23 protein-coding genes are annotated in these 25,761 nt (G+C 64.6%); 15 read left to right on the forward strand and 8 right to left on the reverse strand.

The features are described 5' to 3' along the window. The 10 genes from RMN73_RS08925 to RMN73_RS08970 form a co-directional block, all read left to right on the forward strand. A partial coding sequence (locus RMN73_RS08925; RefSeq protein ID WP_309602970.1) for a 4Fe-4S binding protein occupies positions 1-264 on the forward strand: 264 nt, incomplete at its 5' end. Between the two features lie 14 nt (positions 265-278). Further along, entirely contained in the window at positions 279-887 is a 609-nt protein-coding gene (locus RMN73_RS08930) for an NADH-quinone oxidoreductase subunit J (protein WP_309602971.1), read from the forward strand. Continuing rightward, on the forward strand, positions 884-1,189 hold the full coding sequence (gene nuoK / locus RMN73_RS08935) for an NADH-quinone oxidoreductase subunit NuoK (RefSeq protein ID WP_309602972.1): 306 nt from the start codon (positions 884-886) through the stop codon (positions 1,187-1,189). Before RMN73_RS08930 ends, nuoK begins: the two co-directional genes overlap by 4 nt. Before the next feature lie 7 nt (positions 1,190-1,196). Then, positions 1,197-3,206, forward strand: a complete 2,010-nt coding sequence (nuoL, locus tag RMN73_RS08940; RefSeq protein ID WP_309602973.1) for an NADH-quinone oxidoreductase subunit L — start codon at positions 1,197-1,199, stop codon at positions 3,204-3,206. Continuing rightward, positions 3,203-4,747, forward strand: coding sequence for an NADH-quinone oxidoreductase subunit M (locus tag RMN73_RS08945; RefSeq protein ID WP_309602974.1), 1,545 nt, complete (start codon positions 3,203-3,205; stop codon positions 4,745-4,747). The genes nuoL and RMN73_RS08945 overlap by 4 nt, the downstream gene beginning before the upstream one ends. Beyond that, positions 4,747-6,180, forward strand: coding sequence for an NADH-quinone oxidoreductase subunit NuoN (nuoN, locus tag RMN73_RS08950; protein WP_309602975.1), 1,434 nt, complete (start codon positions 4,747-4,749; stop codon positions 6,178-6,180). The genes RMN73_RS08945 and nuoN overlap by 1 nt, the downstream gene beginning before the upstream one ends. 25 nt (positions 6,181-6,205) lie before the next feature. Further along, positions 6,206-6,898: a biotin--[acetyl-CoA-carboxylase] ligase gene (locus RMN73_RS08955; protein ID WP_309603001.1), complete on the forward strand. Its 693-nt coding sequence runs from the start codon at positions 6,206-6,208 to the stop codon at positions 6,896-6,898. A gap of 9 nt (positions 6,899-6,907) precedes the next feature. Beyond that, entirely contained in the window at positions 6,908-7,687 is a 780-nt protein-coding gene (locus tag RMN73_RS08960; RefSeq protein ID WP_309602976.1) for a type III pantothenate kinase, read from the forward strand. Beyond that, complete coding sequence (locus tag RMN73_RS08965) at positions 7,684-9,324, forward strand: ribonuclease J (RefSeq protein WP_309602977.1); 1,641 nt, start codon at positions 7,684-7,686, stop codon at positions 9,322-9,324. The genes RMN73_RS08960 and RMN73_RS08965 overlap by 4 nt, the downstream gene beginning before the upstream one ends. Continuing rightward, complete coding sequence (locus RMN73_RS08970; protein ID WP_309602978.1) at positions 9,321-9,581, forward strand: DUF1467 family protein; 261 nt, start codon at positions 9,321-9,323, stop codon at positions 9,579-9,581. The genes RMN73_RS08965 and RMN73_RS08970 overlap by 4 nt, the downstream gene beginning before the upstream one ends. Positions 9,582-9,590: 9 nt before the next feature. On the opposite strand, the gene RMN73_RS08975 is transcribed toward RMN73_RS08970, so the two are convergent. Next, positions 9,591-11,894, reverse strand: a complete 2,304-nt coding sequence (locus RMN73_RS08975) for a hypothetical protein (protein ID WP_309602979.1) — start codon at positions 11,892-11,894, stop codon at positions 9,591-9,593. Positions 11,895-12,010: 116 nt separating this feature from the next. Here RMN73_RS08975 and RMN73_RS08980 point away from each other — a divergent pair, with 116 nt between their 5' ends. The 3 genes from RMN73_RS08980 (at position 12,011) to RMN73_RS08990 (ending at position 15,582) form a co-directional block, all read left to right on the forward strand. After that, a complete protein-coding gene (locus RMN73_RS08980) occupies positions 12,011-13,198 on the forward strand; it encodes a hypothetical protein (RefSeq protein ID WP_309602980.1) in 1,188 nt (395 codons plus the stop codon). A gap of 115 nt (positions 13,199-13,313) precedes the next feature. Then, positions 13,314-14,252: a DUF2336 domain-containing protein gene (locus RMN73_RS08985; RefSeq protein WP_309602981.1), complete on the forward strand. Its 939-nt coding sequence runs from the start codon at positions 13,314-13,316 to the stop codon at positions 14,250-14,252. Next, positions 14,245-15,582, forward strand: a complete 1,338-nt coding sequence (locus tag RMN73_RS08990) for a HAMP domain-containing sensor histidine kinase (protein ID WP_309602982.1) — start codon at positions 14,245-14,247, stop codon at positions 15,580-15,582. The genes RMN73_RS08985 and RMN73_RS08990 overlap by 8 nt, the downstream gene beginning before the upstream one ends. Here RMN73_RS08990 and RMN73_RS08995 read toward each other — a convergent pair. Next, entirely contained in the window at positions 15,579-16,865 is a 1,287-nt protein-coding gene (locus tag RMN73_RS08995) for a citrate synthase (protein WP_309602983.1), read from the reverse strand. The two genes, RMN73_RS08990 and RMN73_RS08995, sit on opposite strands and share 4 nt — an antisense overlap. Beyond that, complete coding sequence (gltX, locus tag RMN73_RS09000) at positions 16,862-18,289, reverse strand: glutamate--tRNA ligase (protein WP_309602984.1); 1,428 nt, start codon at positions 18,287-18,289, stop codon at positions 16,862-16,864. The genes RMN73_RS08995 and gltX overlap by 4 nt, the downstream gene beginning before the upstream one ends. Before the next feature lie 53 nt (positions 18,290-18,342). Here gltX and RMN73_RS09005 point away from each other — a divergent pair, with 53 nt between their 5' ends. Further along, positions 18,343-20,544, forward strand: a complete 2,202-nt coding sequence (locus RMN73_RS09005) for a ComEC/Rec2 family competence protein (protein ID WP_309602985.1) — start codon at positions 18,343-18,345, stop codon at positions 20,542-20,544. Here the strand turns inward: RMN73_RS09005 and RMN73_RS09010 are convergent. From RMN73_RS09010 to RMN73_RS09025, 4 genes are all read right to left on the reverse strand, one after another. Then, positions 20,462-20,842, reverse strand: coding sequence for a VOC family protein (locus RMN73_RS09010; protein ID WP_309602986.1), 381 nt, complete (start codon positions 20,840-20,842; stop codon positions 20,462-20,464). The genes RMN73_RS09005 and RMN73_RS09010 overlap by 83 nt on opposite strands. A gap of 4 nt (positions 20,843-20,846) precedes the next feature. Further along, on the reverse strand, positions 20,847-21,518 hold the full coding sequence (gene lexA / locus RMN73_RS09015; RefSeq protein ID WP_309602987.1) for a transcriptional repressor LexA: 672 nt from the start codon (positions 21,516-21,518) through the stop codon (positions 20,847-20,849). Positions 21,519-21,585: 67 nt separating this feature from the next. Then, entirely contained in the window at positions 21,586-22,161 is a 576-nt protein-coding gene (locus RMN73_RS09020; protein ID WP_309602988.1) for an aminodeoxychorismate/anthranilate synthase component II, read from the reverse strand. Next, positions 22,161-24,101, reverse strand: coding sequence for a peptidyl-prolyl cis-trans isomerase (locus RMN73_RS09025; protein ID WP_309602989.1), 1,941 nt, complete (start codon positions 24,099-24,101; stop codon positions 22,161-22,163). Before RMN73_RS09025 ends, RMN73_RS09020 begins: the two co-directional genes overlap by 1 nt. Before the next feature lie 80 nt (positions 24,102-24,181). On the opposite strand from RMN73_RS09025, the gene tpiA reads away from it, so the two are divergent. Beyond that, positions 24,182-24,916, forward strand: coding sequence for a triose-phosphate isomerase (gene tpiA / locus RMN73_RS09030; protein ID WP_309602990.1), 735 nt, complete (start codon positions 24,182-24,184; stop codon positions 24,914-24,916). On the opposite strand, the gene RMN73_RS09035 is transcribed toward tpiA, so the two are convergent. Further along, positions 24,900-25,724 carry a beta-carotene 15,15'-dioxygenase, Brp/Blh family gene (locus tag RMN73_RS09035; protein ID WP_309602991.1) on the reverse strand — a complete coding sequence of 275 codons (825 nt, stop codon included), beginning with the start codon at positions 25,722-25,724 and terminating at the stop codon, positions 24,900-24,902. The genes tpiA and RMN73_RS09035 overlap by 17 nt on opposite strands. Positions 25,725-25,761 lie beyond the last annotated feature (37 nt).

The following is a 25,761-nucleotide window of genomic DNA, read 5'->3' on the forward strand; positions in this document are numbered from 1 at the left end:
GCGATGTGCTACGAGGCCGTGCCGGCCCAGTACCAAGGGAACCGCCGGCCGTTGCGCTACGACATCGACATGGTCAAATGCATCTATTGCGGGCTGTGTGCGGAGGCATGCCCGGTTGACGCGATCGTAGAAGGCCCGAACCTCGAATTCGCCACCGAAACGCGCGAAGAACTGCTCTACGACAAGGCCAAATTGCTTGCCAACGGCGACCGCTGGGAAGGCGCCATCGCCGCCAACCTTGCCGCCGACGCGGCATACCGGTAGGCGCGCGGCACCTTATGATCACCATCCTCGCCTTTTATTTGTTCGCGACGCTTACGGTCACGTCGGCCTTGCTCGTGATCTTCGCGCGCAACCCGGTGCATAGCGTGCTGTGGCTGATCGTGGCGTTCTTCAACGCCGCGGGCCTGATGCTGATCCTCGGCGCCGAGTTCATCGCGATGCTGCTGGTGATCGTCTATGTCGGCGCGGTGGCGGTACTGTTCCTGTTCATCGTCATGATGCTCGACGTCGATTTCGCTGCCTTGCGCAGCGGCTTCACGCGCAACCTGCCGTTCGGGCTGTTGCTCGCGCTCGTCCTGCTCGCCGAGATGATCATTGCCATATCGGCGTGGAAGGCGGGGCCAGTGACCGCGGGGGTTGCGCCCGCAGCGGTCAATCCGCAGCCCAACATCAACGCCATCGGCGAACTGCTCTACACGCGCTTCCTGATGCCGTTCGAACTTGCCGGGCTGATCCTGCTCGTCGCGATGATCGGCGCGATCGTCCTCACCCACCGCCGCCGCGGCGATTCCAAGGGCCAGAACATCAGCAAGCAGATCGCCCGCCGCCCCGAGGATGCCGTCAAGAATATGCAGCCCGGCGTAGGCGAGGGGATGAAGCTGTGATCGGCCTCACCCACTACCTCACCGTAGCGGCGATCCTGTTCACGATCGGGGTGCTCGGCATCTTCCTCAACCGCCGCAACATCATCCTGATGCTGATGGCGATCGAGCTGATCCTGCTCGCGGTGAATATCAATCTGGTCGCGTTCAGCGCCTATCTCGGCGATGTCACGGGGCAGGTATTCGCGATGTTCGTGCTGACCGTCGCCGCGTCCGAAGCCGCCATCGGCCTCGCCATCCTAGTCATCTTCTTCCGCCGCCGCGGCTCGATCGCAGTCGACGCGGCCGACCGGATGAAGGGGTGATCGACTGATGCATCCCGTCCTGTTCATCGTCTTCCTGCCGCTCATCGCCGCGCTGATCGCCGGCCTTGGCGCGCGGATCATCGGCAAGACCGCGTCGAAGGTAATCACCACCGGCGCATTGGTCATTGGCGCGATGCTCAGCTGGCCGATCCTCTTCGCTTACCTCGGCGGCGATGCACAGCCAGTGGTTGTGCCGGTGCTCGACTGGATTCGCTCGGGTGACCTGAGCGTCGATTGGGCGCTGCGCGTCGATGCGCTGACCGCAGTGATGCTGGTCGTCGTCACGACCGTGTCGAGCCTCGTCCATCTCTACAGCTGGGGCTATATGGAGGAGGATCCGTCGCAGCCGCGGTTCTTCGCTTACCTCTCGCTGTTCAGCTTCGCGATGCTGATGCTGGTCACCGCCGACAGCCTGGTCCAGATGTTCTTCGGCTGGGAAGGGGTCGGGCTTGCTTCCTACCTCCTTATCGGTTTCTGGTACCACAAACCCTCGGCCAACGCCGCCGCGCTCAAGGCGTTCGTCGTCAACCGGGTCGGTGATTTCGGTTTTTCGCTCGGCATTTTCGGCACCTTCCTGGTATTCGGCACGGTCTCGATCCCCACCATTCTCGCCGCCGCACCCGGCATGGCCGGATCGACCATTGGCTTCGCCGGGATGACGGTCGACACGATGACCTTGCTGTGCCTGCTGCTATTCATCGGCGCGATGGGCAAATCGGCGCAATTGGGCCTCCACACCTGGCTCCCCGACGCGATGGAGGGGCCGACGCCTGTCAGCGCGCTAATCCACGCCGCGACCATGGTCACCGCCGGCGTCTTCATGGTCTGCCGCCTGTCGCCGATGTTCGAAGTCTCGCCCGCCGCGCTGACCGTCGTCACCTATGTCGGTGCTGCAACTGCCATCTTCGCCGCGACCGTCGCAGTGGTGCAGACCGACATCAAACGCGTGATCGCTTATTCGACCTGTTCGCAATTGGGCTACATGTTCTTCGCTGCCGGATCGGGCGGGTACGGCGCGGCGATGTTTCATTTGTTCACCCACGCTTTCTTCAAAGCCCTGCTGTTCCTCGGCGCGGGGTCGGTGATCCACGCCATGCACCACGAGCAGGACATGCGGCACTATGGCGCGCTGCGTAAGGAAATCCCGTTCACCTTCTGGGCGATGGTTGCGGGCACGTTGGCGATCACCGGGGTCGGGATTTTCGGGATCGGCTTCGCGGGCTATTTTTCCAAGGACGCGATCCTCGAGGCCGCGTTCGCTTCGGGTACCGTGCCGGGGCGCCTCTCGTTCGCGATCGGCGCGCTCGCTGCGTTGCTGACCAGTTTCTACAGCTGGCGGCTGATCTTCCTGACCTTCTTCGGCACGGCGCGCTGGGCGGGCAGCGAGCATATCCAGCACGCGCTCCATACCGATCATCATGGCGATCATCACGAAACCACCGGCACTGGCGGCTATCATCCGCACGAAAGCCCGTGGACGATCCTGCTCCCGCTCGCCTTGCTCTCGCTGGGCGCGGTGTTCGCGGGGCTGGCCTTCCACGAGCAGTTCGTCGGGTCGGAAGCGGGCACCAGCTTTTGGCACGGCAGCGTGCCGTTCAGCGAGCATCTCGCCCATGCCATGCACGATGTGCCGACGTGGGTGAAATATACGCCGCTGACCGTGATGCTGGTCGGTCTTGCGCTCGCCTATCGCAATTACATGGCAAAACCCGAAGCCCCTGCGGCCTTTGTCGCCATGTTCCCGCAGCTGCACAATTTCCTGATTCACAAATGGTATTTCGACGAGCTTTATGACGCGATCTTTGTTCGCCCGGCCTTCGCCATCGGCCGCTTTCTGTGGCACCGCGGCGACGAACAGACGATCGACCGCTTCGGCCCGCACGGCGCGGCGGTCGCGGTGGCGCAGGGCAACAAGCTCACCGCCAGGCTCCAGTCGGGTTACGTCACCAGCTACGCGCTCGTCATGCTGCTGGGCTTGATCGGCGCGACCAGCTGGGTGTTCTGGTGGGCCTCATGACCGGCCTGCCGATCCTTTCGATCCTGATTGCCGTCCCCTTGATTGCAGGTGTGCTTGCGCTGTTCCTCAGCGCCGGTGGCGCGCGCTGGACCGCGCTCATTGCAACGCTCACCAACCTCGCGCTCGGCATCGCGCTGTGGGTCGCCTACGATCCCTCCGGCGCTCAGTGGCAGTTCGTCGAGCGTGTCGGCCTCGCCGGATCGCCGATCGACTGGGCGCTGGGGATCGACGGCATCGCGTTGATGCTGATCATGCTCAGCGTGTTCCTGATGCCGATCTGCATCGGCGCGTCATGGCGCGCGATCGAAAAGCGCGTGCCCGAATATATGAGCGCCTTCCTGCTGATGGAGGCGCTGATGATCGGCGTCTTCACCGCCCAGGACCTGCTGCTGTTCTACATCTTCTTCGAAGGTGGCCTGATCCCGATGTATCTCATCATCGGCATCTGGGGCGGCGCCGAGCGGATCAAGGCGAGCTACAAATTCTTCCTCTACACCTTGGCTGGCTCGGTGCTGATGCTGATCGCGATGCTGGTGATGATCAACACCGCCGGCACCAGCGATATTCCTGCCTTGATGGCCTATGATTTCGACCCCGGACTGCAATGGTGGCTATGGCTGGCGTTCTTCGCCAGTTTCGCGGTCAAGATGCCGATGTGGCCGGTCCACACCTGGCTTCCCGATGCCCACGTCCAGGCGCCGACCGCGGGCTCGGTGATCCTCGCCGGCGTGTTGCTCAAGATGGGCGGCTACGGCTTCATCCGCTTCTCGCTGCCGATGTTCCCCGACGCTTCGGCCAATTTCCTCCCTTTAATATTCATTCTGAGCGGTATCGCGGTGGTCTACACATCGCTCGTTGCCCTGGTGCAGCGCGACATGAAGAAGCTCATTGCTTACTCGTCGGTCGCCCATATGGCGTTCGTTACCTTCGGCCTGTTCGCCTTCAACCGGCAGGGGATCGAGGGCGCATTGCTGGTAATGCTCAGCCACGGTCTGGTCTCGGGCGCTCTGTTCCTGTGCGTCGGCGTGATTTACGACCGGCTCCACACCCGCGAGATCGACCGCTATGGTGCGTTGAGCGACAATATGCCCGGTTATGCCTTGCTGTTCATGCTGTTCACCATGGCCAGCGTCGGCCTGCCCGGCACCAGCGGCTTCGTCGGCGAATTCCTCGCTTTGGTCGGCACCTATCGCGCTTCGTCATGGGCCGGGATTGTCGCCACCACCGGGATCATCCTCGGCGCGGCATACATGCTCTATCTCTACTGGCGGATCGCTTACGGCACCAAGCGCCATGACGATGCCGCCGCAATGAAAGACCTCGATGCGCGCGAGTGGTGGCTGCTCGCCCCGATCGCTGCTGCCGTGTTGTGGATGGGGGTCTATCCAGAGAGCTTCCTCAAGCCAATGCGCGCCGACGTAGGTCGCTTGTTGGTCCGCCTCGACCGCGCCGCGCCGCCGGGGGACTCGCATCTCACCGCCGGCAGGCCCGTCGCCAAGGCTGCTGGCGAAGCCCACTCCACTCCGGCGGAAGCCCATTGATGAATATCGCCGCCATCCTCCCAGAAGTCATCCTGACGGTCGGTGCGATCATCCTGATGATGGTCGCTGCGTTCGGCGGCCGCCACGCGGCCACGTTTACCACTTGGGCCGCCGTCGCGATCCTGATTGTTGCGGCAGTCCTTACGCTCGGTCGCCCGCAGGATGCCGGCCCCTTGTTCGGCGGGCTGATCGTCGCGGACGGCTTCGGCGCGTTCGGCAAAGTGTTGATCTTCCTCGCTGCTGCGGTCGCGTGCATCGCCGCGCATGGCTGGTTCGACCGCGATTTCGAACATGCCGCCGAATATCCGGTGCTCATCCTGCTCGCCACGGTCGGCACTGCGGTGATGGTCTCCGCCACCAGCCTGATGACGCTTTATGTCGGGCTCGAATTGTCGAGCCTGTCGGGCTACGTCCTCGCGGCCTACCGGCGGTCGGACGAGCGTTCAGCCGAAGCCGGCCTCAAATATTTCGTCCTCGGTGGCCTCGCCTCTGGCATCTTGCTGTACGGCATTTCCTTGCTTTACGGCTTCACCGGCACCACCAGCTTCAGCGGCATCGCCGCCGCTTTCGGACGTGACCCGACCCCGTCGATGGGCCTGTTGTTCGGCTTGGTATTCACGCTCGCCGGCATGGCGTTCAAGATCAGCGCGGTGCCGTTCCACATGTGGACACCCGACGTTTACGAAGGTGCGCCGACGCCGGTTACCGCTTTCTTCGCCTCCGCGCCAAAAGTCGCCGCCGTGCTTCTCGCGACGCGCATCTGCCTCGACGCGCTGGCACCGGCGATCGACGCCTGGCGCCAGATCGTCATTTTCGCCGCGCTCGCCTCGATCGCGCTCGGTGCCATCGCGGCGTACGGCCAGACCAACATCAAGCGGCTGCTGGCTTATTCCTCAATCAACAATGTCGGCTTCGCATTGATCGGCCTTGCCGCAGGCGGCCCCAAGGGTGCGTCGTCGGTGTTGTTCTACATGGCAATCTACGTGGTGATGACGCTTGGCGCTTTCCTCTGTGTGCTCAGGATGCGCGACGAGCAGGGCGAACCGGTTGAGAGCCTGTCGAGCCTATCGGGCCTGTCGCAAACCCGCCCGGCGCTTGCCGCCGCGCTTGCGATCTTCATGTTCAGCCTTGCCGGAATCCCGCCCTTGTTCGGCTTCTACCCTAAGCTGCTCGTCTTCACCGCAGCAGTGAACAGCGGCCTGATTGCGGTCGCGGTTGCTGGAATTCTCGGCACGGTGGTGGGCGCTTATTACTACCTCAAGATCGTCAAGATCATGTATTTTGACACGCCCGCTGCGCCTTTCGCCAAACCCAACGCACCGGTCGAGACCGGCCTGATCGCCGTGACCGCGCTCATCGTCAGCCCGCTCGGCTATGCGCTGATCGGCCCGATCGGCACCTTGGCCGACAAGGCCGCCGCAACTTTGTTCTGAGGCCGCGCTGGCCCGGCTCCACTTCATCGAAACGACCGGCTCGACCAACGCCGATCTGCTCGCCGATCCAGCAGCGGGGGAGGGCGACTGGCTGATTGCGTATCGCCAGTCGGCGGGGCGCGGTCGCCAGGGTCGCGCGTGGCAATCCCCCGACGGCAATTTCGCCGGCTCGACCATGATCCTGCTGCGCGATGATGATCCGCCCGCACCGACGCTGGCGCTCGCCGTCGGCCTCGCCTTGATCGAGGCAATCGACGCCGCCACCCCCGGCCGCGACACGCTGCTCAAATGGCCCAATGACCTGATGCTCGACGGCGCCAAGCTGGCCGGGATCCTGCTCGAACGGGCGGCAGACCGCGTCGTCGCCGGCTTCGGGGTCAACCTTTCCGCCGCCCCACACATCCCCGGTCGAGCCACCGCCAGTCTCAACGCCGCGCTCACGCCCCAAGCCTTCGCGCCGATGCTCGCCGCCAGCATGGCCCGCATTCTTACCGCCTGGCGGACGGCCGACGCGTCAGCGCTTGCCAAGGCCTGGCAAACCCGCGCCCACCCGCTCGGCACGCCGCTGACCGTTCACAGCGCACCAGGTGAGCAGGTCAGCGGCCGCTTCGATGGGCTCGACGCCGACGGCGCGCTCCGCCTCCGCCTCGACCATGGCCGCATCGAGATAGTCCGCGCGGGTGACGTCAGCCTCGCCAACCCGCCTCTGCCGCGCTAGGGCACCACCATGCTGCTCGCGATCGATGCCGGGAATACCAATGTCGTCTTCGCGCTTGTCGACGGGGGGGGCAGCATCCGCGCGCGCTGGCGGATCGCGACTGATCCGCGCCGCACCGCCGACGAATATGCCGTGTGGCTCCACCAGTTGCTCGCGATGGAGGGCTTCGCCAAGGCCGATGTCAAGCGCGTCATCATCGGTACCGTCGTCCCGCGCGCGCTCCACAATCTGACCGTGCTGGCAGAGAAATATTTCCACCAGAAGCCATTGGTAGCGGGTCAAGATGGCTGGCCGATCGCACTCGACGTGCCCGAACCAGAGACCGTCGGCGCCGATCGTGCATTGAACGCCATCGCCGGCCATGCGCGCCATGATGGCGATCTGATCATCGTCGATTTCGGCACTGCCACCACCTTCGACGTGGTCGATTATTCGGGTGCGTACAAAGGCGGCATCATCGCGCCCGGGATCAACCTCTCGCTCGACGCGCTCGTCGCCGCCGCCGCCAAGCTACCGCGCATCGCGATTGAAGCGCCGACCGACAAAAGCGTCATCGGCCGAACCACCGAAAGCCAGATGCTGATCGGGGTCTATTGGGGCTATGTCGCAATGATCGAAGGGCTGGTAGAGCGGCTCAAGGCCGAGATCGGCCGCCCCGCGCGGGTGATCGCAACCGGCGGCCTCGCAATTCTGTTCGACAAGCACACCGACGCGTTCGATTCGATCGAACCCGACCTTACCATCCAGGGCCTTGCCCTTCTCGCCGCGAAGGCAAAACAGACAATATGACACCCGGCGAAGAACTGCTTTTCCTGGCCCTCGGCGGCTCGGGCGAGATTGGCATGAACGTCAATCTTTACGGAACCCAAGGCAAATGGCTGATGGTCGACCTCGGCCTGACTTTTGCCGACAGCGATTATCCCGGGATCGACCTGATCCTGCCCGAACTCGAATTCATCGAGCAGCGCCGCAAGGATTTGGTCGGAATCGTCCTGACCCACGGGCATGAGGATCATATCGGCGCGATCCCGTATCTTGCCGCCGACCTCAAAGTCCCGCTCTACGCGACGCCGTTCACTGCCGGCCTGATCGCGGGCAAGCTCGAGGAGGAGGGGCTCGCGGGCAAGGTCAAGCTCCACGTCATCCCGCGCGATGGAAGCATCGATCTCGATCCGTTTAAGATCACCTTCAAGGCGCTCGCCCACTCGATCCCCGAGGGCAATGGCTTGGTAATCGAAACCCCGCACGGCAAGATTTTCCACACCGGCGATTGGAAGATCGACGACACGCCCGTCCTCGGCCACCCGTCAAGCGACAAGGTGATGAACGACATTGGCGACAGCGGCATTCTCGCGCTCGTCTGCGATTCGACCAATGTGTTCCAGGAGACTCCGTCGGGCTCCGAAGCCGGGGTCCACGCCGGCCTCCGCCAAGCGGTCGAGGAGGCCAAGGGCCGCGTGCTTGTCACCACCTTCGCCTCCAACGCCGCGCGGCTCCAGACTCTGGGGCAGGTGTCGATCGAATGTGGCCGCAAATTATGTGTCGCGGGCCGTTCGCTCGACCGCATTTTGCGCGTCGCAAAGGCCAATGGCTATTTGCTCGACTTCCCCGAAACGATCCGCTTCGACGAGGCGATGCGGCTACCGCGCAATGAAGTGATGATCCTCGCCACCGGCGGGCAGGGCGAACCGCGCGCGGCCTTATCTCGCGTTGCCTTCGGAAGCCACGAGCTCAAGCTCGTCTCGGGCGACACCGTCATCTTCTCGTCTAAGCAAATCCCGGGCAATGAGATCGCCATCGGCCGGATCATGAATGCGCTGAGCGATCTCGGCGCGATTACCGTCACCGATCGCCAGCTCCACATCCACGTCTCGGGCCATCCTGGTCGTCCCGAGCTTGCGCAAATGTACCAATGGATCCGCCCCGAGATTGTCGTTCCGGTCCACGGCGAAGCGCGCCATATGGCCGAACAGGCGCGGTTTGCGCTCGCGTGCGGGGTGCCCAAGTCAATCTACCAGAAGAATGGCGACATTGTCCGCCTCGCGCCCAAGGGCCCGAAGAAACTGGGCGAAGTGCGGGTTGGCCGACTGGTCCTCGACGGCGACGTCATCCTGCCCGCAGACGGCGGAACGATTGGTGAGCGCCGCAAGCTGTCGGTCAACGGAATTATCGCGGTGGCCTTGCCGCTTACCCCGGACGGCCGCCTGTCGGGACGACCGCTGATCCGACCGCTCGGCGTCCCGGTCGAGGCCGACCGCGACGATTTCATCAATGACGCGACCGATGCCGCGACGCGCGCCTTCGGCGATTCAGTCGACAGCGACAAGGTCCGCGAATCCGTCCGACTCGCGGTGCGCCGTTGCGCTACGGTTTGGACCGGCAAGAAAGCGATCGTCGAAGTCATGACGGTCTCGGCAGCGCGATGAAGATCGGCTCGATCATCGCGATTTACTTCCTGTTCTTCTGCTTTTGCGCGTTCGCCTTGCTGCCGTTTGGCGTGCGTACCAGCGATGAAGTGGGGGAGGCGAAAGTCCCCGGCCAAGCCGACAGCGCGCCGCACCGCTTCGATCTCAAGCGCCACCTGATCCGCTCGGCGATTGGCGGGCTGCTATTATTCGGTCTTTATTACGCCAATTACATATTCGGCTGGCTCACCACCGATAGCCTCGACTTCTACAACTAGCCCCGTGGCTTATCGACGCCCGCCCGCGACCTGCGCCAGCGCGGCGTAGAGCTTGCCCATGTCCGATCCCATCAACGTCACCGCCATCGCCCCGCCATCGCGATCGGCGGTCACCCGGCGGAGCATCGCTTCAAAATCGTGAACGTAGCGATTGACCGATTGCTGGAACTCCAGGTCACTTTCGTAATGGGCGTCGATCGCGCGCGCCTCGGCATTGCCCATCAGTCGCGCCGCCCGGCGGGTGAACACCCCGCGGTCACCCTTGAGGTAGGCGCTCCACGCTTTGTCATCGACTTCGTCGGACAGGATCTTGCCGGCGTCGATCGAGGCTGAATGCATCGAATCGATCAGCAGCGACACGCGCCGCGCAAAGCGTTCGCTGTCGCGTTCGCGCTGCGCTTCATTGCTGTCGTTGAAATGCTGCTCAAGCGCGGCCGCACTCTGGCCGATCGAGATCATCTGCTGAGTGAGGCGCTCGGATGCGCCTCGTGCCGACTCGACCGCGCGACCCGTGACCTGTTCGACCTCGGCCAATTGCGCGATCAACGTGTCGCTAATGACTTTCTCCAGTGCCGCCTGCGCCGCGTCGGACAATTGCGCTGCGGTACCCGGAATCACCGCCGCTATCGCTTCGCGCGCGCGATCGGCGGCATGGTTCGCGGCTTCGCGCACCTGCATCAGTGCAGCGACCAAAGCCGGCCCGGTCTCGGCCGACAGCTGGCCAGCCTCGGCCTGGGCCCCGGCAATCGCGCTCGATAGGTCGCCAAGCCGCCGCTCCGCCCCACCGACCCCGGTGTCGACCGCCACCAGCAAGGCCGCGAGCCGATCATGCTGTGCTTCGATTGCAAGAGCGCCGCTTTCCAGCCTTGTTGCCGCCTCGACCGCCGCGTCGCGCGACGTCTCGATATGCGGCTGGGCGGCCTCGCTCGCATCGAGCAGGCGTTGCGCCCCGCCTTCGGCATCGCCAAGCGCGGACGTCAATTGCCCCTGAATGTCCGCTGTCAGCCCGTCGAGTGACTGCCGAAGCCCGCTCATCCGCTCGGCCAGCCCTTCCATCGCGCCGTCATGGCTGCCCGATTGTGCTGCGATTGCATCAAGCTCACCGCGTACCCGGGTCAGCGAATCGCTGATCGTGGCAGCGCGCATGTCACCATCGGTGGCAAGTGCAACAAATTTTTCGTCGAGCGCTGACAGTCCGCCAGAAATCCCGGCGATCAGCCGCTGCGACGCCTCCTCCTGCGCACTGACCCGCGCGGCGAGCCCGTCGAGCGACGTATGCGCCGACTGCAATTTGCTGCTTATCGCGTCTGCGGCGTCGATCCCGGTCTGCCCGATCCCCGCCTTGGATTGATCGACCAAGGCGGTCACTGCCTGCGACTGCAGGTCGATCCCGCTGCGAATTTCCTCGAGCGCATCGGCCGATCGCTGGAGCAACGCGTCGATGGTCGATCCCGACTCCAATGTGGCCTCGTTGATCTGCGCCAGCGCAGCTTGGGTCCGCGCTTCGACCTCGGCCAATTGCGCCGCCAGTCGCTGCGACGCGGCGACAATCGTCTGGTCGGCATCGCGGGTTCGTTCGGACAAGGCGCCGACCTGCGTTTCGAACTGGGCCGCTTGGCCAAGCGCCGCAGCGCCAGTTGACTGCAGCACCTGGGCCATTGACCGGGCGACTGCCTCGGCCCGCGGCAAGTCTTCGAGCAATACGCCCATGTCGATCCGCGCCGCTTCTGCCGCACGATCGAGCGCTTCACCCTGGGCGGTGATCCGCCGCGCCGACCCTTCAAGCTCGCTACTGGCCGATCCAAGCCGCATCGCGGCCTCATCGCCAAGCCCCATCAACTGGTTGCCAATCGTCTTGAGCGAGCTGTGATTTTCATCGATCCGCTGGCGCAGCACGCCGAGCAATCCCTCGAGCGACTGCGCTTCGTGGCGCATCGCGATGACCGATCGCGTGAATGCTTCGGCTTCCTTGCGCCGGGTGCGGCCGAACATCAGCCACACCAGTCCCAGCAACGCCAGCGGCCCAGCGGCAATCGCCACCCACGACGCCAATTCTGGCGCGGTCAGCGGCCTTGCCGCCAAGGCTTGCCCCGCCGACCAGGCGCTGAACGCCAGCCACGCCGCCGCCAGCAATCCAAGCGCCCAGCCTAGCACCGCGCGCCCGCCCGGACTGACCGGCTCCGCATCCTCGGCAACGTAGGTCCAGTTGCGCTCGTCGAACGACGATGCCTCCATCCCTTCGCCAAACGGTTGCGAAATCCCGTCCGTGTAAGCGGGAACGGGCGGTTCGGAGCGGGGCTGGGTGGCGGTCATGAAACGCAATTTACCATAATAAGCGACAGGCGGAAGCAAATAAGAACAAGGGTGGAATCTTCGCATTGCTGTGGCCTAGAAGGGACGCCATTCAGCCGGGGACAGCGGGGAAGACTATGGCGCTCGGCGCCTTGATCAGTGCCTATCAGGAAGATGATCTGGGCGTGCTTCGCGCTCTGTTTCCGCTCGCCGGTCGATCCTTGCTCGAATATCAGGCGCGTTGTGCTGCCGCCGCAGGTGCATCGCCGATCGTCATTTTGGTCGAACGCGTGCCAGCCGCGCTCAATGATGCGTTCGAACGACTCCGCGCCGAAGGGCTGACAGTAGTCCCGGTCAGTGACGGCAATGAGGCCGCGAGCCGGTTCGAGGCGGGAACCCTGATCCTCCAGATTGCCGACGGCCTCGCGCCCGATTTCGCCCTTTGCTCCCGGCTTGCCGAATTTGCCGAGCCCGCCGTGGCCTTGCTGCCCGACGATGAGGCGCATGAATCCTATGAGCGCGTTGACGCAACCAGTCGCTGGGCGGGCCTGTCCTTGGTCGATAGTCAGACCCTGTCGTCGACCGCCGCGATGCTTGGCGATTGGGACCTGCAATCGACCCTGCTTCGCCGTGTGGTGCAGGCGGGCGCGCGGCGGGTTGCGGCGGGGGAGCCGGGCAATGGTGCGTTGCTCGCCCAATCGCCCGCCGACCTGGCCGGGTTCGAGCGGCGACTGATCATTGGATCCCGGGTTGCTCGCGACGATTGGGCGAGTCGTTATGCGCTTCCGATCATCGAAGAGTTCGCGACCGAGCGGCTGATGGAAAGCCGCGTCAAACCGAATTGGCTGATCGCCGGCGCATTGGGCCTGACGCTCGCCGCTGCCTTCGGTTTCACCCGCGGCTGGCTGTGGCCGTCAGTCGGGCTGATATTGCTCTCGACACCGTTCGATCTGGTCGCCGAGCGGCTTGCGGTACTGCGCATGCGCCCGCTTCCCGCAGCATTATTGACCCGCCAATTGCTGTGGCCGGCAGCAGGTCTTGCCTTGGCGGCGCTCGGCTGGTGGAGTTACCACCACGGCGGCGGCTGGGGGGCGAGTGTCACCGCGCTGACCGCCTGCGCCTTTGCCCAGGCCGCCCGCACCGAACAGGCCGGGATCGAGCTTCCCCCCGGCCCGTGGCTATTCTCCCGCCGCAACGCGATTTTCACGGCTATTCCGTTCGCCATCGGTGGCTGGTGGAATGGCCTGATCATCGCGCTTTTGGTTTACGCGGCAGCATCCTTCTTCATAGCCCAGCATTTTCGTCACCGCCTCCTTCGCGATTGACGACGCATTAACCTCGATCGTCTAACAAGGATCGATGGTGCCCGAGGAATGGCCGATAGCTGTTGAACCAGCCGACCGGACGGTCGACCCTGCGCGAGCGCGGGGCCCCAGCCGCTTGGCCACCATCCGGCGCGATTTTTTCCTCGATCCGACCGAGCGCCTGACTGAGCAGGAACGCGCCCTGATGACTGCGATGCTGCGCGATCTGGTGGCCACGCTCGCCGCCAGCATCAGCGCCGCGATCGGCGGCAAATCGGCCGATCCAGACCCCGCGCGGATCGCCGTTTTGCTCAATAGCGCGGGATTGCTCGACCGCCCGCAACTGATCCGCCTGATGCTGCGCCGCGCCGACGAGCAGCGCATCTTGTCCGCTTTTGCCGGTCACGCCGGGCCGCGCCGCCTACCGTTGCTCGCAAGCTTGGTCAGCGACAGCGATCCCGCCGTCGCCGCCGCCGCCATGGCACTGGTGGTCGCGCGCGGTCGCCGTCGCGATGGATTTGGCCAGCCGCGGGTCGACCTCAGCGATCTCGACCGCCGCGATGCCCGCGCGCTGGCGCATTCGGTCGCCGCTGCCCTCAGTCCCTTGGCGGCTAGCGACGGACAATATGCCGACGCTGCAACCCGCACCTTTGACGCCATCAACCGCGACGAATCGCTCGATCGGGCGGTCGAGACACTGATCGACGCGCTTGACGCCACGGGCCGGGCCGATGAAGGCCTGGTCGAAGCCGCCTCGGGCGAAGGCGAAGTCGCGCTGGTTGCCCAGTTCATCGCCCGCCGCGCCCGCATCAACCAGCCCGCGGTGTGGGATCACCTCGTCAACGCGGGGGAAGGTGGCCTTGCGCTGGTCGCACGCATGGCGGGTTTCGGCCGCCGCGCCGCCGCGCGCCTGATCGCCGACCTCGGTTCAACCAGCGGTGCCGGTTCGATCGAGGACGAAATCGCCCGTTACGATGCGCTTGGTGCCGACGAGGTCGCCGCAGCGCTGATGCATTGGCAATTGGCGAGCGACTATCGCGCCGCGCGCAATGCGATCGGGGGCCGCAATGGCTAGCGTGGCGGGCAATGGCGAGACCGTCACCGGGCGGATCGACTCGAGCGGTCGCTTGGTCGCGGCCGACCTGATGCTGTCGGATCTGCAGCGCGAAGCGGGCTCGGGGATTGGCGACCGCCTCGCCTTGCCGCAACTCGCGGCGGTGGCCCGCCTGGCGCGCAAGCTCGGCGTCGGCATCGCCCGTCCGGCGGTCGTCGCTGCACGCGATCATGATCTTGAATTATGGGTGCGCGCCGAGCCCGATGGCGACGATGTCGTGCTGACCATCGAAAGCTGGCGTCGCCGCCCGCCGCAGGGCGCACGGCTCGAGATTGCGGCACGGAGCGAGGATGTCCTGCCCACGCCCAAGGGCGAATGGGCGACCGATGCCGAGCTTCGCCTGACCGATTTGTCGCCCGATCTCGCGACCATGCTCGGCACCAGCATTGGCGAAGCGATCGGCCAGCCGCTGACCAAATGGCTGCGACTGATCGAGGGTGTGGATGGCGCCATGCCGCTGCTCAACGCCGTCGCCGCGCGCACCGCGTTCACCGGCCAGGTCGCAAGCGGACGCGGCGGCCAGTCGCAGCGACTATTGATCAGCGGTAGTCCGGTGGCCGGGGTCGACGGCCTGTTCGACGGCTTTCGCGGCCGCGCGGCAGCAGAAAACGCCCGTCCGCCCGACGCCGCCAATGAAGCTGGCAATGCCGGGATGAGCATCGATCCCGCGCTCGACCATGCCCTGCGCTCGCCGCTCGCCCGGATCATCGAGGCGGCGGAAGGCATTGCCGATCGCGCCGACGGCCCGTTGCGCAGCGATTATGCGACTTATGCTGGCGACATCAGCGCCGCCGCGAAGCATTTGCTATCGGTCATCCGCGCGATGGTCGACCAACCGCCCGAAGGCGATTCGGCGATCGACCTGTCGCCACTGGTCGATGAAGCGATCGGGCTGGTGCAATCGAAAGCCGAAAGCCGCTCAATCGTTATGCAGCGCGAAGGCGTGGAGTCGCTCCCCGCCGTCGGTGAGCCGCGGGCGATCGTCCAGATCCTCGTTAATTTGCTCGGTAATGCGGTGCGCCATTCACCCGACGGTAGCCAAATCACCGTCAGCCTCGCCACCGGCAATGATTATGCCTCGGTCACCGTCGCCGATCAGGGCAGCGGGATTGATGCTGCCGACCAGGAACGGATTTTCGGTAAGTTCGAGCGGGTCGGGCAGGGCGGCGGCGATGCCGGTCTCGGTCTTGCGATCGCTCGTCGCCTGGCCAATTCAATGGCTGGCGACGTCACCCTGGTCAGCGAACCCGGCCGAGGCGCGCGCTTCACGCTCAGCTTGCCGGTCGGTTAGCGATCCTTGACCGGCGTGTAGTCACGCTGCGTCGCTCCGACATACAGCTGGCGCGGACGGCCGATCTTCTGCTCGGGGTCGGAAATCATCTCATTCCACTGCGCCACCCAGCCAACCGTGCGGGCAAGCGCGAACAAAACGGTGAACATCTCGGTCGGGAAGCCGATCGCATTCAGGATCACGCCCGAATAGAAATCGACGTTCGGATAGAGCTTCTTGTCGATGAAATAAGGGTCGCTGAGCGCGATCCGCTCGAGTTCCTTTGCCACGTCGAGCACCGGATCGGTCTTTCCGAGTTCCTTGAGCACGGCGTCGGCGGTGGCCTTCATCACCTTCGCCCGCGGGTCGAAATTCTTGTACACCCGGTGGCCGAAGCCCATCAGGCGGAACGGATCGTCCTTGTCTTTCGCCCGCGCGATGTAAGCCGGGATGTTCTTCACATCGCCAATCTCGCGCAGCATGTTCAACGCCGCTTCATTGGCCCCGCCATGCGCCGGTCCCCACAGGCAGGCGATCCCCGCCGCAATGCACGCGAACGGGTTGGCGCCCGACGATCCGGCCAGGCGAACGGTCGACGTCGACGCATTCTGCTCATGGTCGGCGTGGAGGATGAAAATCTTGTCGAGCGCATTCTCGATCACCGGATTGACGACATAAGGCTCGGCCGGGACGCCAAAGGTCATGCGCAGGAAATTGCCGGTGTAGCTAAGCTCGTTCTGGGGGAAGATGAACGGCTGCCCGATCGAATATTTATACGCCATCGCCGCTAGTGTCGGCATCTTGGCGATCAGTCGGTGCGACGCGATCAGCCGCTGGGTGGGGTCGGTGATGTCGGTCGAATCATGGTAGAAACTGCTCAGCGCGCCAACCACGCCGCACATGATCGCCATCGGGTGCGCATCGCGCCGGAAGCCGCGAAAAAAGGTCGCGAGCTGCTCGTGGACCATGGTGTGGTGGTTAATGGTATAGACGAATTCATCGAGCTCCTTGGCCTTGGGCAAGTCGCCGTGCAGCAGCAGGTAGGACACCTCCATGAAGCTCGACTTCTCGGCCAGTTGGTCGATCGGATAGCCGCGATGGAGCAGAATTCCTTCGTCGCCGTCGATATAGGTGATCGCGCTCTGGCAGGCGGCGGTCGAGGTGAAGCCGGGGTCATAGGTGAACGCGCCGGTCTGGCCGTAGAGCTTGCGGATATCGATCACGTCGGGCCCGACCGACCCGGGCAGCAACGGATAATCATAATCACCGCCAGCGGTGGTGAGTTTGACTTTCTGGTCGGTCATGCGTTCGGCTCCAGCATTTGATCGGCGATCCGCCCTAAACTTTCGGCGCGGCCCAACAGGACCAGGACGTCGAAAATGCCCGGCGAGGTCGTCCGGCCCGTCAGTGCCGCACGTAGCGGCTGGGCGAGTTTGCCTAGCTTAAGTGCGTTTGCTTCCGCAACCTCCCGCACTGCAGCATCGGTCGAATCGTGGCTCCAGTCGGGGAGAGCGGCGAGCGCCTTATGTGCAAGTGCGAGGTGCGCGCGCGATTCGTCGGTCAGCAAGGCCGCCGCTTTCTCGTCCATCGCCAGCGGTCGCACATCGAACAAGAAGGCCGCGCCGTCCGCTAATTGGACCAGATCATGTGCCCTCGCCTTGAGCTCGGGCATCGCTTCAACGAGCAACGAACGCCCCGCCGCATCGACCCCCATCCTCGGCGCAATCAGCCCTGCCAGCCGTGCATCGTCGGCCTCGCGGATGTAATGGCCATTGAGATTCTCGAGTTTCTTGGTGTCGAACCGCGACGGGCTCTTGCCGACGTGGTCGAGGTCGAACCATTCGATCGCTTGCTCCAGGCTGATGATCTCGTCATCGCCATGGCCCCAGCCGAGCCGAAGCAGGTAATTCGCCAATGCCTCGGGCAGGATGCCCATTTCATCGCGATAGGCATCGACCCCCAGCGCCCCATGCCGCTTGCTCAATTTGGCCCCGTCCGATCCGTGGATCAGGGGGATGTGGGCATATTTCGGCTCGTCCCAGCCCATCCCTCGAATGATCGCCAGCTGGCGAAACGCATTATTGAGATGGTCATCGCCGCGGATCACGTGGGTGACCCCCATGTCATGATCGTCGACCACCACCGCGAGCATGTAGGTCGGCGTCCCGTCCGACCGCAGCAGGACGAAATCGTCGATTTCGCCATTGGCCACCGCGACCCGCCCCTGGACCAGATCCTCGATCACCGTCTCGCCGTCACGCGGCGCCTTGATCCGTACCACGAACGGCTTGCCCTCGGGCGCGTCGTCCCGGTCGCGCCATTCGCTGACGATGCGGAATGGCTTGCGCTCCGCTTGGGTCGCCTCGCGCCGCGCGGTCAGCTCTTCCGGGGTCAGATAACAGCGATAGGCATGCCCGCCTTCGAGCAACGCCGCCGCCACGTCGGCATGGCGTGCCGATCGTTCGAATTGCATCACCGGCGGCTCGTCGCCCTCGATCCCGAGCCACGACAAACCATCCAAAATCGCCTCGATCGCCGGCTGGGTCGATCGCGCGCGGTCGGTATCCTCGATCCGCAGCAAGTATTTGCCGCCGTGATGCCGCGCAAACAGCCAGTTGAACAACGCCGTCCGCGCGCCCCCGATATGCAAGAAGCCGGTCGGTGACGGGGCGAAGCGGGTCACGACGCCGGGGATTTTTGGGCCGGGGATTTTCGGGCTTGCGCTCACGCACGCTTTCCTCTTGTTTGGCCCGGCCGATGGACTGGACGAGCGCCCCTAGCATGGAGGACGCGTCGCTGGAACCGGCGCATCGGCTGTTTTCGCCTGCTCGATTGGCATCCTTGGGCGACCGCCTCGAAGCTTTCCTCGAAGCCGAGCGCGGCCAACTGCCCTTATGGTTCGTTGCCTCGTTCGGGCTCGGCATCGCGATGTGGTTCGCGCTTGGTGACCGCACGGCGTGGATCGGCTTGCTGTGTGTCGGCGGATCGGCCGCCATGTTCGGGCTCGCGTGGCGACAGGGCAGGGCGGGCCGCGCACTGGCTGGTTTCGGCATCGCGCTCACGCTCGGTTGCAGCGTGATTTGGCTACGCTCGGCCATGGTCGCCGCGCCGCGCCTCGACTTCGCGCGAATGGCCGACGTCGAAGGGCGGATCGAACGGGTCGAAACGCTCGCTGCCAAGGGCGACCTGCGCCTGACCATCACCACCGCGAGCCCCGGCCTTCCGCGAAAGGTGCGCGTGTCGCTGCCGCAGGATGATTCCCCCAAGGGGCTCGCCGCCGGTGCCCGCGTGAAGCTCAAGGCGCGGCTCGCCCCGCCGCCGTCAATGGCGCTTCCCGGGACCCATGATTTCGCGCGTGACGCCTGGTTTCGCGGGATCGGTGCAGTCGGGCGGACGATCGGGCCGGTGGTCGTGATCGATCCGAAAATTCCCATCGGGCTCGACCGGATGCGGGGCAATCTCGATCACCACATCCGCACCCGTTTGCCCGGCTCGAGCGGGTCGATTGCCACCGCGCTTGCCACCGGCGACCAGAATGCGGTCAACAAGGACGATGCCGAGGCCATGCGGCGGTCTGGCCTGACGCATTTGCTGTCAGTCAGCGGCCTGCATATCGCGGCGGCGGTTGGTGCCGCGATGCTGCTTACCATGCGCTTGCTCGCCTTGGTTCCGGGGCTGGCCCAGCGGACCAACCTGGTGCTGGTCGGCGCGGGTGTCGGGGCGCTCACCGGGATCGGCTACACATTGCTGACCGGAATGCAGGTGCCAACCGTGCGAAGCTGCGTCGCGGCGGTGCTGGTGCTGGGCGGGATCGCGATCGGCCGCGAGGCGCTGAGCCTCCGTCTGGTTGCTGTTGGCGCATTGCTGGTACTGCTGTTCCGTCCCGAATCGCTCGCCGGGGCCAGCTTTCAGCTGAGCTTCGCCGCCGTTACCGCGATCATCACCTTGCACAGCCTGGCCTCCGTCCGCCGCCTGCTCGGCCCGCGCGACGACGGCATACCGGGCCGCTTGGTGCGCGGCGTTGCGTCACTTGTCGCAACCGGCCTGGCGGTCGAAATCGCACTTATCCCGCTCGCGCTTTACCATTTCCACAAGGCCGGTTTGTACGGGGTCGGCGCCAATCTGATCGCCATTCCGTGGACCACCTTCGTCATCATGCCGCTGGAAGCCGGCGCCTTGCTGCTCGACACGATCGGCCTCGGCCAGCCGCTTTGGGCCGCGACCGGCTGGTCGATCGACCAATTGCTCGGCCTCGCCCGCTATGTCGCCGTATTGCAGGGTGCGGTCGCCAATCTGCCGTCAATGTCGCGCTGGGCCTTCGCTGCGATGCTGCTCGGCGGGCTGTGGTTTTGCCTGTGGACCGGACGAATCCGCTGGCTCGGAATTGCCCCCTTGGCGATCGGCGGCGCAGCAGCGGCGATGTCGCCGACCCCCGACCTGCTCGTTACCGGCGACGGCCGCCATCTCGCCATCACCGGCCCGACTGGTGCGCCCGTTATCCTGCGCGACCGTGCGGGTGACTTCATGCGCGATTTGATGAGTGAAGCGGCGGGTTATGACGGCGACGCTCTACTGCTCAGCGATCAGCCGTTCGCCGAATGCCAGCGCGACAGCTGCGTCGCGACGATTGATCGCGGTGGGCATCGCTGGGTGTTGCTCGCCACCCGATCAAGGGACCGCATCGCCTGGGATCAGCTGACCGCCGCCTGCCGTGACGCCGATATTGTCGTTTCTGAGCGCTGGCTACCCAAGGCCTGCCAGCCGCGCTGGCTCAAGCTCGACCGCCAGTCACTCGGGACAGAAGGCGGCGTGGCGATCTTTCTCGGCGACTATCCGCGCTTCAGCACCGTCGCCCAGCGGATCGGCAATCACCCGTGGGCTGCCCCGCCGCCGCCGGCCTTCAAACCGCGGATTGGTCCCCGTTATCCGGATCAGCGCCGACCGTCTGCCAAACCGCGAGCTCGCTTCCCGACGGATCGATGAAGTGAAACCGCCGACCACCGGGGAAAGCGAAGATCGCGCGTGAGATCAGCCCGCCCGCCGCAATCACTGCCTCCAGCGCCGGCTCGACATCGTCGACCCGAACCACCGGCAGCGGGGCCGAAAGCGAATCGTCGGCCTGTCCGTTCAATCCGACATGGACTGTCCCGCCCTCGGTCGCGGCATAGTCGGGCCCATAATCCGCAAAAACCCACCCGAACGCCTTCGAGTAAAAAGCGCGGGTCAACTCATGCGCGGTGACGCTCGGCAATTCGACATAATCGATCTGCGGGGCTGGCACTCGCTCAATACCGCCGGATCAGGCCCGCCAGGCGACCCTGGATGCGGACTTGCTCGGGGCGGTAGCGTTGCGGCTCGTACATCCGGTTGGCGGGGTCGAGGCGAACCATCTGACCCTCGCGGCGGAAGGTCTTGAGCGTCGCCTGCTCGTCGTCGATCAGTGCCACCACAATCTCGCCTTCGCGGGCCACGTCGACCTTTCGGATCAGCGCGAAATCGCCGTCAAGAATGCCTTCCTCGACCATCGAATCGCCCGATACCTCAAGCGCATAATGCTCGCCCGGGCCAAGCAACGCCGCTGGCACCGCAAAACCCTCGGTTCCCTGCAACGCCTCGATCGGCGTACCCGCCGCGATCCGGCCGTGCAGCGGAATCTCGATCGTGTCATTCGCCGCCATTTGCACTTGGGCGCGCAGGGCGGGCGCAATCGTCCCGATCACTGGCGCGGCAGCCGACACCGCATTCTCGGGCATCTTGATCACTTCCAGCGCGCGCGCCCGGTTGGGCAGGCGGCGGATGAACTGGCGTTCCTCCAAGGCCGAAATCAGCCGGTGGACCCCTGATTTCGACTTTAGCTCGAGCGCCTCGCGCATCTCGTCGAAGCTCGGGGACACCCCCGACGCCTTCAACCGGTCATCGATAAATTGGAGTAATTCGCGCTGCTTGACGGTGAGCATCGGCGGTGGCCCCATAAAGATCCCGAAGGAACGAACGGGGAACGTGTATTGAACGTTTCGGGTGCCGTCAAGCACTTGCGTCAAGGAACGCTCCCAGCAACGCATGGCCATGGTCGGTCGCGATGCTCTCGGGATGGAATTGGACCCCGTGAACCGGCGCAAATTCGTGCCGCATCGCCATTACCACCTTATCCTCGCTCCACGCATTGGCGATCAGCGGTGGCGCAATCTCGCCGACGGCAAGCGAATGATAACGCGTCGCCGCAAACGGGGAGGGCAGACGCTCAAACAAGCCGCTACCATCGTGGGTCACATGCGCGATCTTGCCATGCATCGGCGGCACCCGCCCGACCTTCTGTCCGCAGGCCAGCGCGATTGCCTGATGTCCGAGGCAAACGCCGAGTAGCACCCGCCTTGTCTCGATGCATCCCTGCGCCAGCTTGACCGAAATCCCGGCATCCTCGGGCCGGCCCGGACCGGGCGAGATCAGAAACGCATCGAACGGTCCGCCAAGCGCTTCCCGCACGACGATCGCGTCATTGCGCCGAACGGTGACCTCGGCGCCCAGATTGCGCAGATAATCGACCAGGGTGAAAGTGAAGCTGTCGTAATTGTCGATCGCCAAGACCCTTGGCGCATTCATCAGCTACCGCCGCCGATGGTCCGCTTGCGCGCCGCTGCAATCGCTTTTTCGTTGCGCTTGGTGCCAAGCTCGAGCTGGACCGCGCGGGTGAATTGCTCGGCATATTCGCCCGACACCGCTTCCTGGAATTCGGCTTGGGTCTGCGCGATCAGCGACGGCTGCAGCGCGGCATTGCCGGGGATGATCTTGTCCAACTTGACGATCACGAAGCCGCGGCCCTGCGGGTCGGCGATCATCCGGCTCTTGCCCGCTGCGAGCGAGAACATCAGGTTGAGGGCAGGGGGCACCTTGTCGCCCATCTGGACCAATTGCAGCCGCTGGATGGCGGCGCGGGTGGCGGGCGGCAACAACGCGCCCGCACTGGTCATCGCGGTCTTGATGTCGACGCCCTTGGCCAGCTTGGCCTGGATCGCGGTTGCCGCGACGCGGGCCTTGTCATGGGCTTGCTTGGCCTTCCAGTCGGCAGCAACCCGGTCGCGGATCGAGGCGAGCGGCGCGGGGGCTGCGGCGACAATGCGGTCGGATGCCACCAACGCATAGCCGGCCTCGCCGGCCAGCGTTTCGACCACCGGGTCGTCGCCGTCGGTCAGGTCGAACCCGGCGCGAATGGCGGGGGCGAGGTCGGCAGGCACCTTGAATCCGGGTTGCGCGCGCGATGTTCCATCGGCGGTGATCAGCGGTGAGCTATTGGCGGTCAGCCCTGCCGCCTTGACCGCTTCGGCAAAGCTGCTGCCGTCGGCAATGCTGTCTTCGACCCTCGTCACCAGATCGGTCACCGCGGCCTTGCGCTTTTCGGCGGTCAGCCGGGTCGCGATTGCCGACTTGACCTCGGCTAGCGATTTGCCGCTGTCATTTTGGATCGCATCGATCTTGATCACGTGCCAGCCAAGGTCGGACTGAACCGGGCCGACCACCGCGCCCGACGCGGCGCCAAAGGCTGCGGCGGCGACGGTCGGGCTTGTCAGTTTGGTGAATTCCTCGCGGGTTTGCGGGCCGACCGAGACATCGGCGGCGGTTAGGCCGAGCGGCTTGGCGGCATCGACGAAGCTTGCCCCGCCGCGCGCACGGGCAATGAGGCCATCTGCCGCCTGTTTGCTCGGCACCACCGCCTGGCTGATGACGCGCTTGGCCTTGCCGCCATAGGTCGCTTGGTTGGCATTGTAATAATCGGTGATCTCCTTGTCGCTGGCAGCAATACCGGCGACCTGTGCCGGGCCGATCCGGGCGATGCTCAGCACACGTTGTTCGGGCACCAGATATTGGCGGGCAAAGTCGCGATAATAAGCTGCTAGCTGGGCGTCATTGGGCTGTCCCACTCCGCTTGCGAAGGTCGCAATCGGGATCAGTGCAACATCGGCTTCGCGCCGTTCGAGCAGCATCGACGCATAGGGGGTCGCCATGCCCACCGGCACCCGCGCATTGGCCGAAGCCGGGGCCAGCACCAGCCGCTGGAGCAATGCCCCCGACAGCAATTTGCGAAGGTCGGCATCGGTCAGTTTCTGCTGGACGAGAAACGCCTGATAGCCTTGCTGGCTGAACTTGCCATCAAGTCCACGGGTCGCCGGAATCTTGGCGATTTCGGCATCGACCAGCCGCTTCGACAAAGTCAGGTTCTGGTCGGTGGCGAAGGCGCGAATCCCCGCATCCTGAATCATCGCGTTCAGCAACGGATCGAAATCCTTGGCCAAGGATGCATAATCGGCGGTCGGGTTGGTCTGACGCACTTCGGTCAGCCGGCGCTGCAAGGATGCGGCAAAATCGCGCTCGGTGATGTCCTCGTCGCCGACCGACGCCAAAGTGCTGCTGCTCCCGCCAAACAGCCCGCCGCCAACGCCGCTGCTGTCCTGGATCGCGAATCCGGCAAGGATCAGGATCAGGACCAGCGCCATGATGGCTTGGCCGACTTTGGAATTGGACAATCGGCGGATGGAGGCAATCATTCGTCACTCGCACTTTGATTATGGTTGGCGCCGCTTTACGGGCGGTGTCGGACAACGGCAAGCGAGCGAAGGGCGGATCAATGACACGCAGAAAATTGGTCGCCGGCAATTGGAAGATGAACGGCACGGCCGATGATCTGGCCAACGCGAACGCGATTGCCGACGGGCTGGGCGACGGTACCGATGTTGCCTTGTGCCTGCCCGCGACCCTGATCGACCGTGCCGCGCGCGCGCTCCGGGGCTTGGCGATCGGCGGACAGGACGTGCATTACGCGGCGAGCGGCGCCCATACCGGTGATATCAGCGCGGCAATGCTCAAGGATTCCGGCGCGCGCCTGACAATCGTCGGCCATAGCGAACGACGAGAAGCGCATGGCGAAAGCAATGCCGCTGTCCGCGACAAGGCCGAAGCCGCGCTTGGTGCCGGTCTCGGCGTCATCTTGTGCATTGGTGAAAGCCTTCAAGTCCGCGAAGCCGGGAACGCCATTGCTTCGGTGTCGGCCCAGCTTGATGCGTCACTTCCGGCAACCCCGGTCGACGCCATCGCGTACGAGCCGATCTGGGCGATCGGCACCGGCAAGGTCCCATCGTTCGCGGATATCGCCGAAATGCATGCCGCGCTCCGCCAGCGGCTTGTCGCGGCGTATGGCGATGATGGCAACGAAGTCCGCATTCTTTACGGCGGATCGGTCAAGGCGTCGAACGCCGCAGATATTTTCGCGATTGCCGATGTTGATGGTGCGCTGGTCGGTGGGGCGAGCTTGAAGGCCGCCGACTTCCTGCCGATCGTAGACGCGGCTATCGCCGCGCGCTGAAACCGAGACGACGGAGGATCAAGGGCACGGCCATGTGCGGCAAGGTCAGGATCGACAACGTCATGAAGCTCGCCGCGAATAGCCGGCTAGAGGGAGCGGCGGTCGGCAAGAATATAAACGCCACGACCGCAATCGCCATCCCGCCAAGCGTGGCGACAATCGTCGGCTTGGCAACGCCGGTCGACAGCGGCAGCCGCCTGAGCCCGGCTCGAAAATGCGCCGGTGAATGAATCAAGCAGAAATAGATGGCGAAGCCGGTGATCGGCGGCAGCAGGATCATGGCCAGCAAAGCACAGGCTGCATTGCAGGCGCTCGCCCGACTGCCAGCGTTCCACAGCAGCAGGATGGCGAGCAATGCGCAGGCCGCCGCCACGGGCGCAACCAGCAGCAATGTGTCGGCCAATCCTGCCGCGGCGGGTTCACCGGCAAGCATCATGAACAGCTCGGCTAAAGCCTGATGATGCACCAAGGCCGGAGCTGAAATCAGGGCGACCGCGATTCCAATCGCGAAGAATGGATGCTCCGCGTCCGACCAATCCTCGGCGAAATGGGCGATGGCCATTGCCAGAAACAAGGCCAGCGCAAGCGTCGGCGCGACTTGCCAGGTGGCGAACATCACGGCCGCAAGACCAAGATATAACGTCACCACCAGCGCGGTTCGCTGGTCGGCCTCACGGCGCAACACTGCAAGGTCGAGCGCGCCATGGGGCAGGCCGCCGATCAACAGCATGGCGCAGGTCGCGGTCATCGCCGCCGGGCTCGTCAGAAGGTTGGCCGGGACGAGCAGCGCGGCGAGGATGACGATCAACGCCGCTAGTGGAAACGCTATCTTATCGGCTGAACCG

This window comes from Sphingomonas sp. (assembly GCF_031372575.1).
Lineage (GTDB): Bacteria > Pseudomonadota > Alphaproteobacteria > Sphingomonadales > Sphingomonadaceae > Sphingomicrobium.

Excerpts from the sequence above, each read along its gene's own strand:
- RMN73_RS08930 (WP_309602971.1), top strand. The coding sequence starts at position 279 with ATGATCACCATCCTCGCCTTTTATTTGTTCGCGACGCTTACGGTCACG.
- nuoL (WP_309602973.1), top strand. The coding sequence starts at position 1,197 with ATGCATCCCGTCCTGTTCATCGTCTTCCTGCCGCTCATCGCCGCGCTG.
- RMN73_RS08945 (WP_309602974.1), top strand. The coding sequence starts at position 3,203 with ATGACCGGCCTGCCGATCCTTTCGATCCTGATTGCCGTCCCCTTGATT.
- nuoN (WP_309602975.1), top strand. The coding sequence starts at position 4,747 with ATGAATATCGCCGCCATCCTCCCAGAAGTCATCCTGACGGTCGGTGCG.
- RMN73_RS08960 (WP_309602976.1), top strand. The coding sequence starts at position 6,908 with ATGCTGCTCGCGATCGATGCCGGGAATACCAATGTCGTCTTCGCGCTT.
- RMN73_RS08965 (WP_309602977.1), top strand. The coding sequence starts at position 7,684 with ATGACACCCGGCGAAGAACTGCTTTTCCTGGCCCTCGGCGGCTCGGGC.
- RMN73_RS08970 (WP_309602978.1), top strand. The coding sequence starts at position 9,321 with ATGAAGATCGGCTCGATCATCGCGATTTACTTCCTGTTCTTCTGCTTT.
- RMN73_RS08975 (WP_309602979.1), bottom strand. The coding sequence starts at position 11,894 with ATGACCGCCACCCAGCCCCGCTCCGAACCGCCCGTTCCCGCTTACACG.
- RMN73_RS08980 (WP_309602980.1), top strand. The coding sequence starts at position 12,011 with ATGGCGCTCGGCGCCTTGATCAGTGCCTATCAGGAAGATGATCTGGGC.
- RMN73_RS08990 (WP_309602982.1), top strand. The coding sequence starts at position 14,245 with ATGGCTAGCGTGGCGGGCAATGGCGAGACCGTCACCGGGCGGATCGAC.
- RMN73_RS08995 (WP_309602983.1), bottom strand. The coding sequence starts at position 16,865 with ATGACCGACCAGAAAGTCAAACTCACCACCGCTGGCGGTGATTATGAT.
- RMN73_RS09005 (WP_309602985.1), top strand. The coding sequence starts at position 18,343 with ATGGAGGACGCGTCGCTGGAACCGGCGCATCGGCTGTTTTCGCCTGCT.
- lexA (WP_309602987.1), bottom strand. The coding sequence starts at position 21,518 with ATGCTCACCGTCAAGCAGCGCGAATTACTCCAATTTATCGATGACCGG.
- RMN73_RS09020 (WP_309602988.1), bottom strand. The coding sequence starts at position 22,161 with ATGAATGCGCCAAGGGTCTTGGCGATCGACAATTACGACAGCTTCACT.
- RMN73_RS09025 (WP_309602989.1), bottom strand. The coding sequence starts at position 24,101 with ATGATTGCCTCCATCCGCCGATTGTCCAATTCCAAAGTCGGCCAAGCC.
- tpiA (WP_309602990.1), top strand. The coding sequence starts at position 24,182 with ATGACACGCAGAAAATTGGTCGCCGGCAATTGGAAGATGAACGGCACG.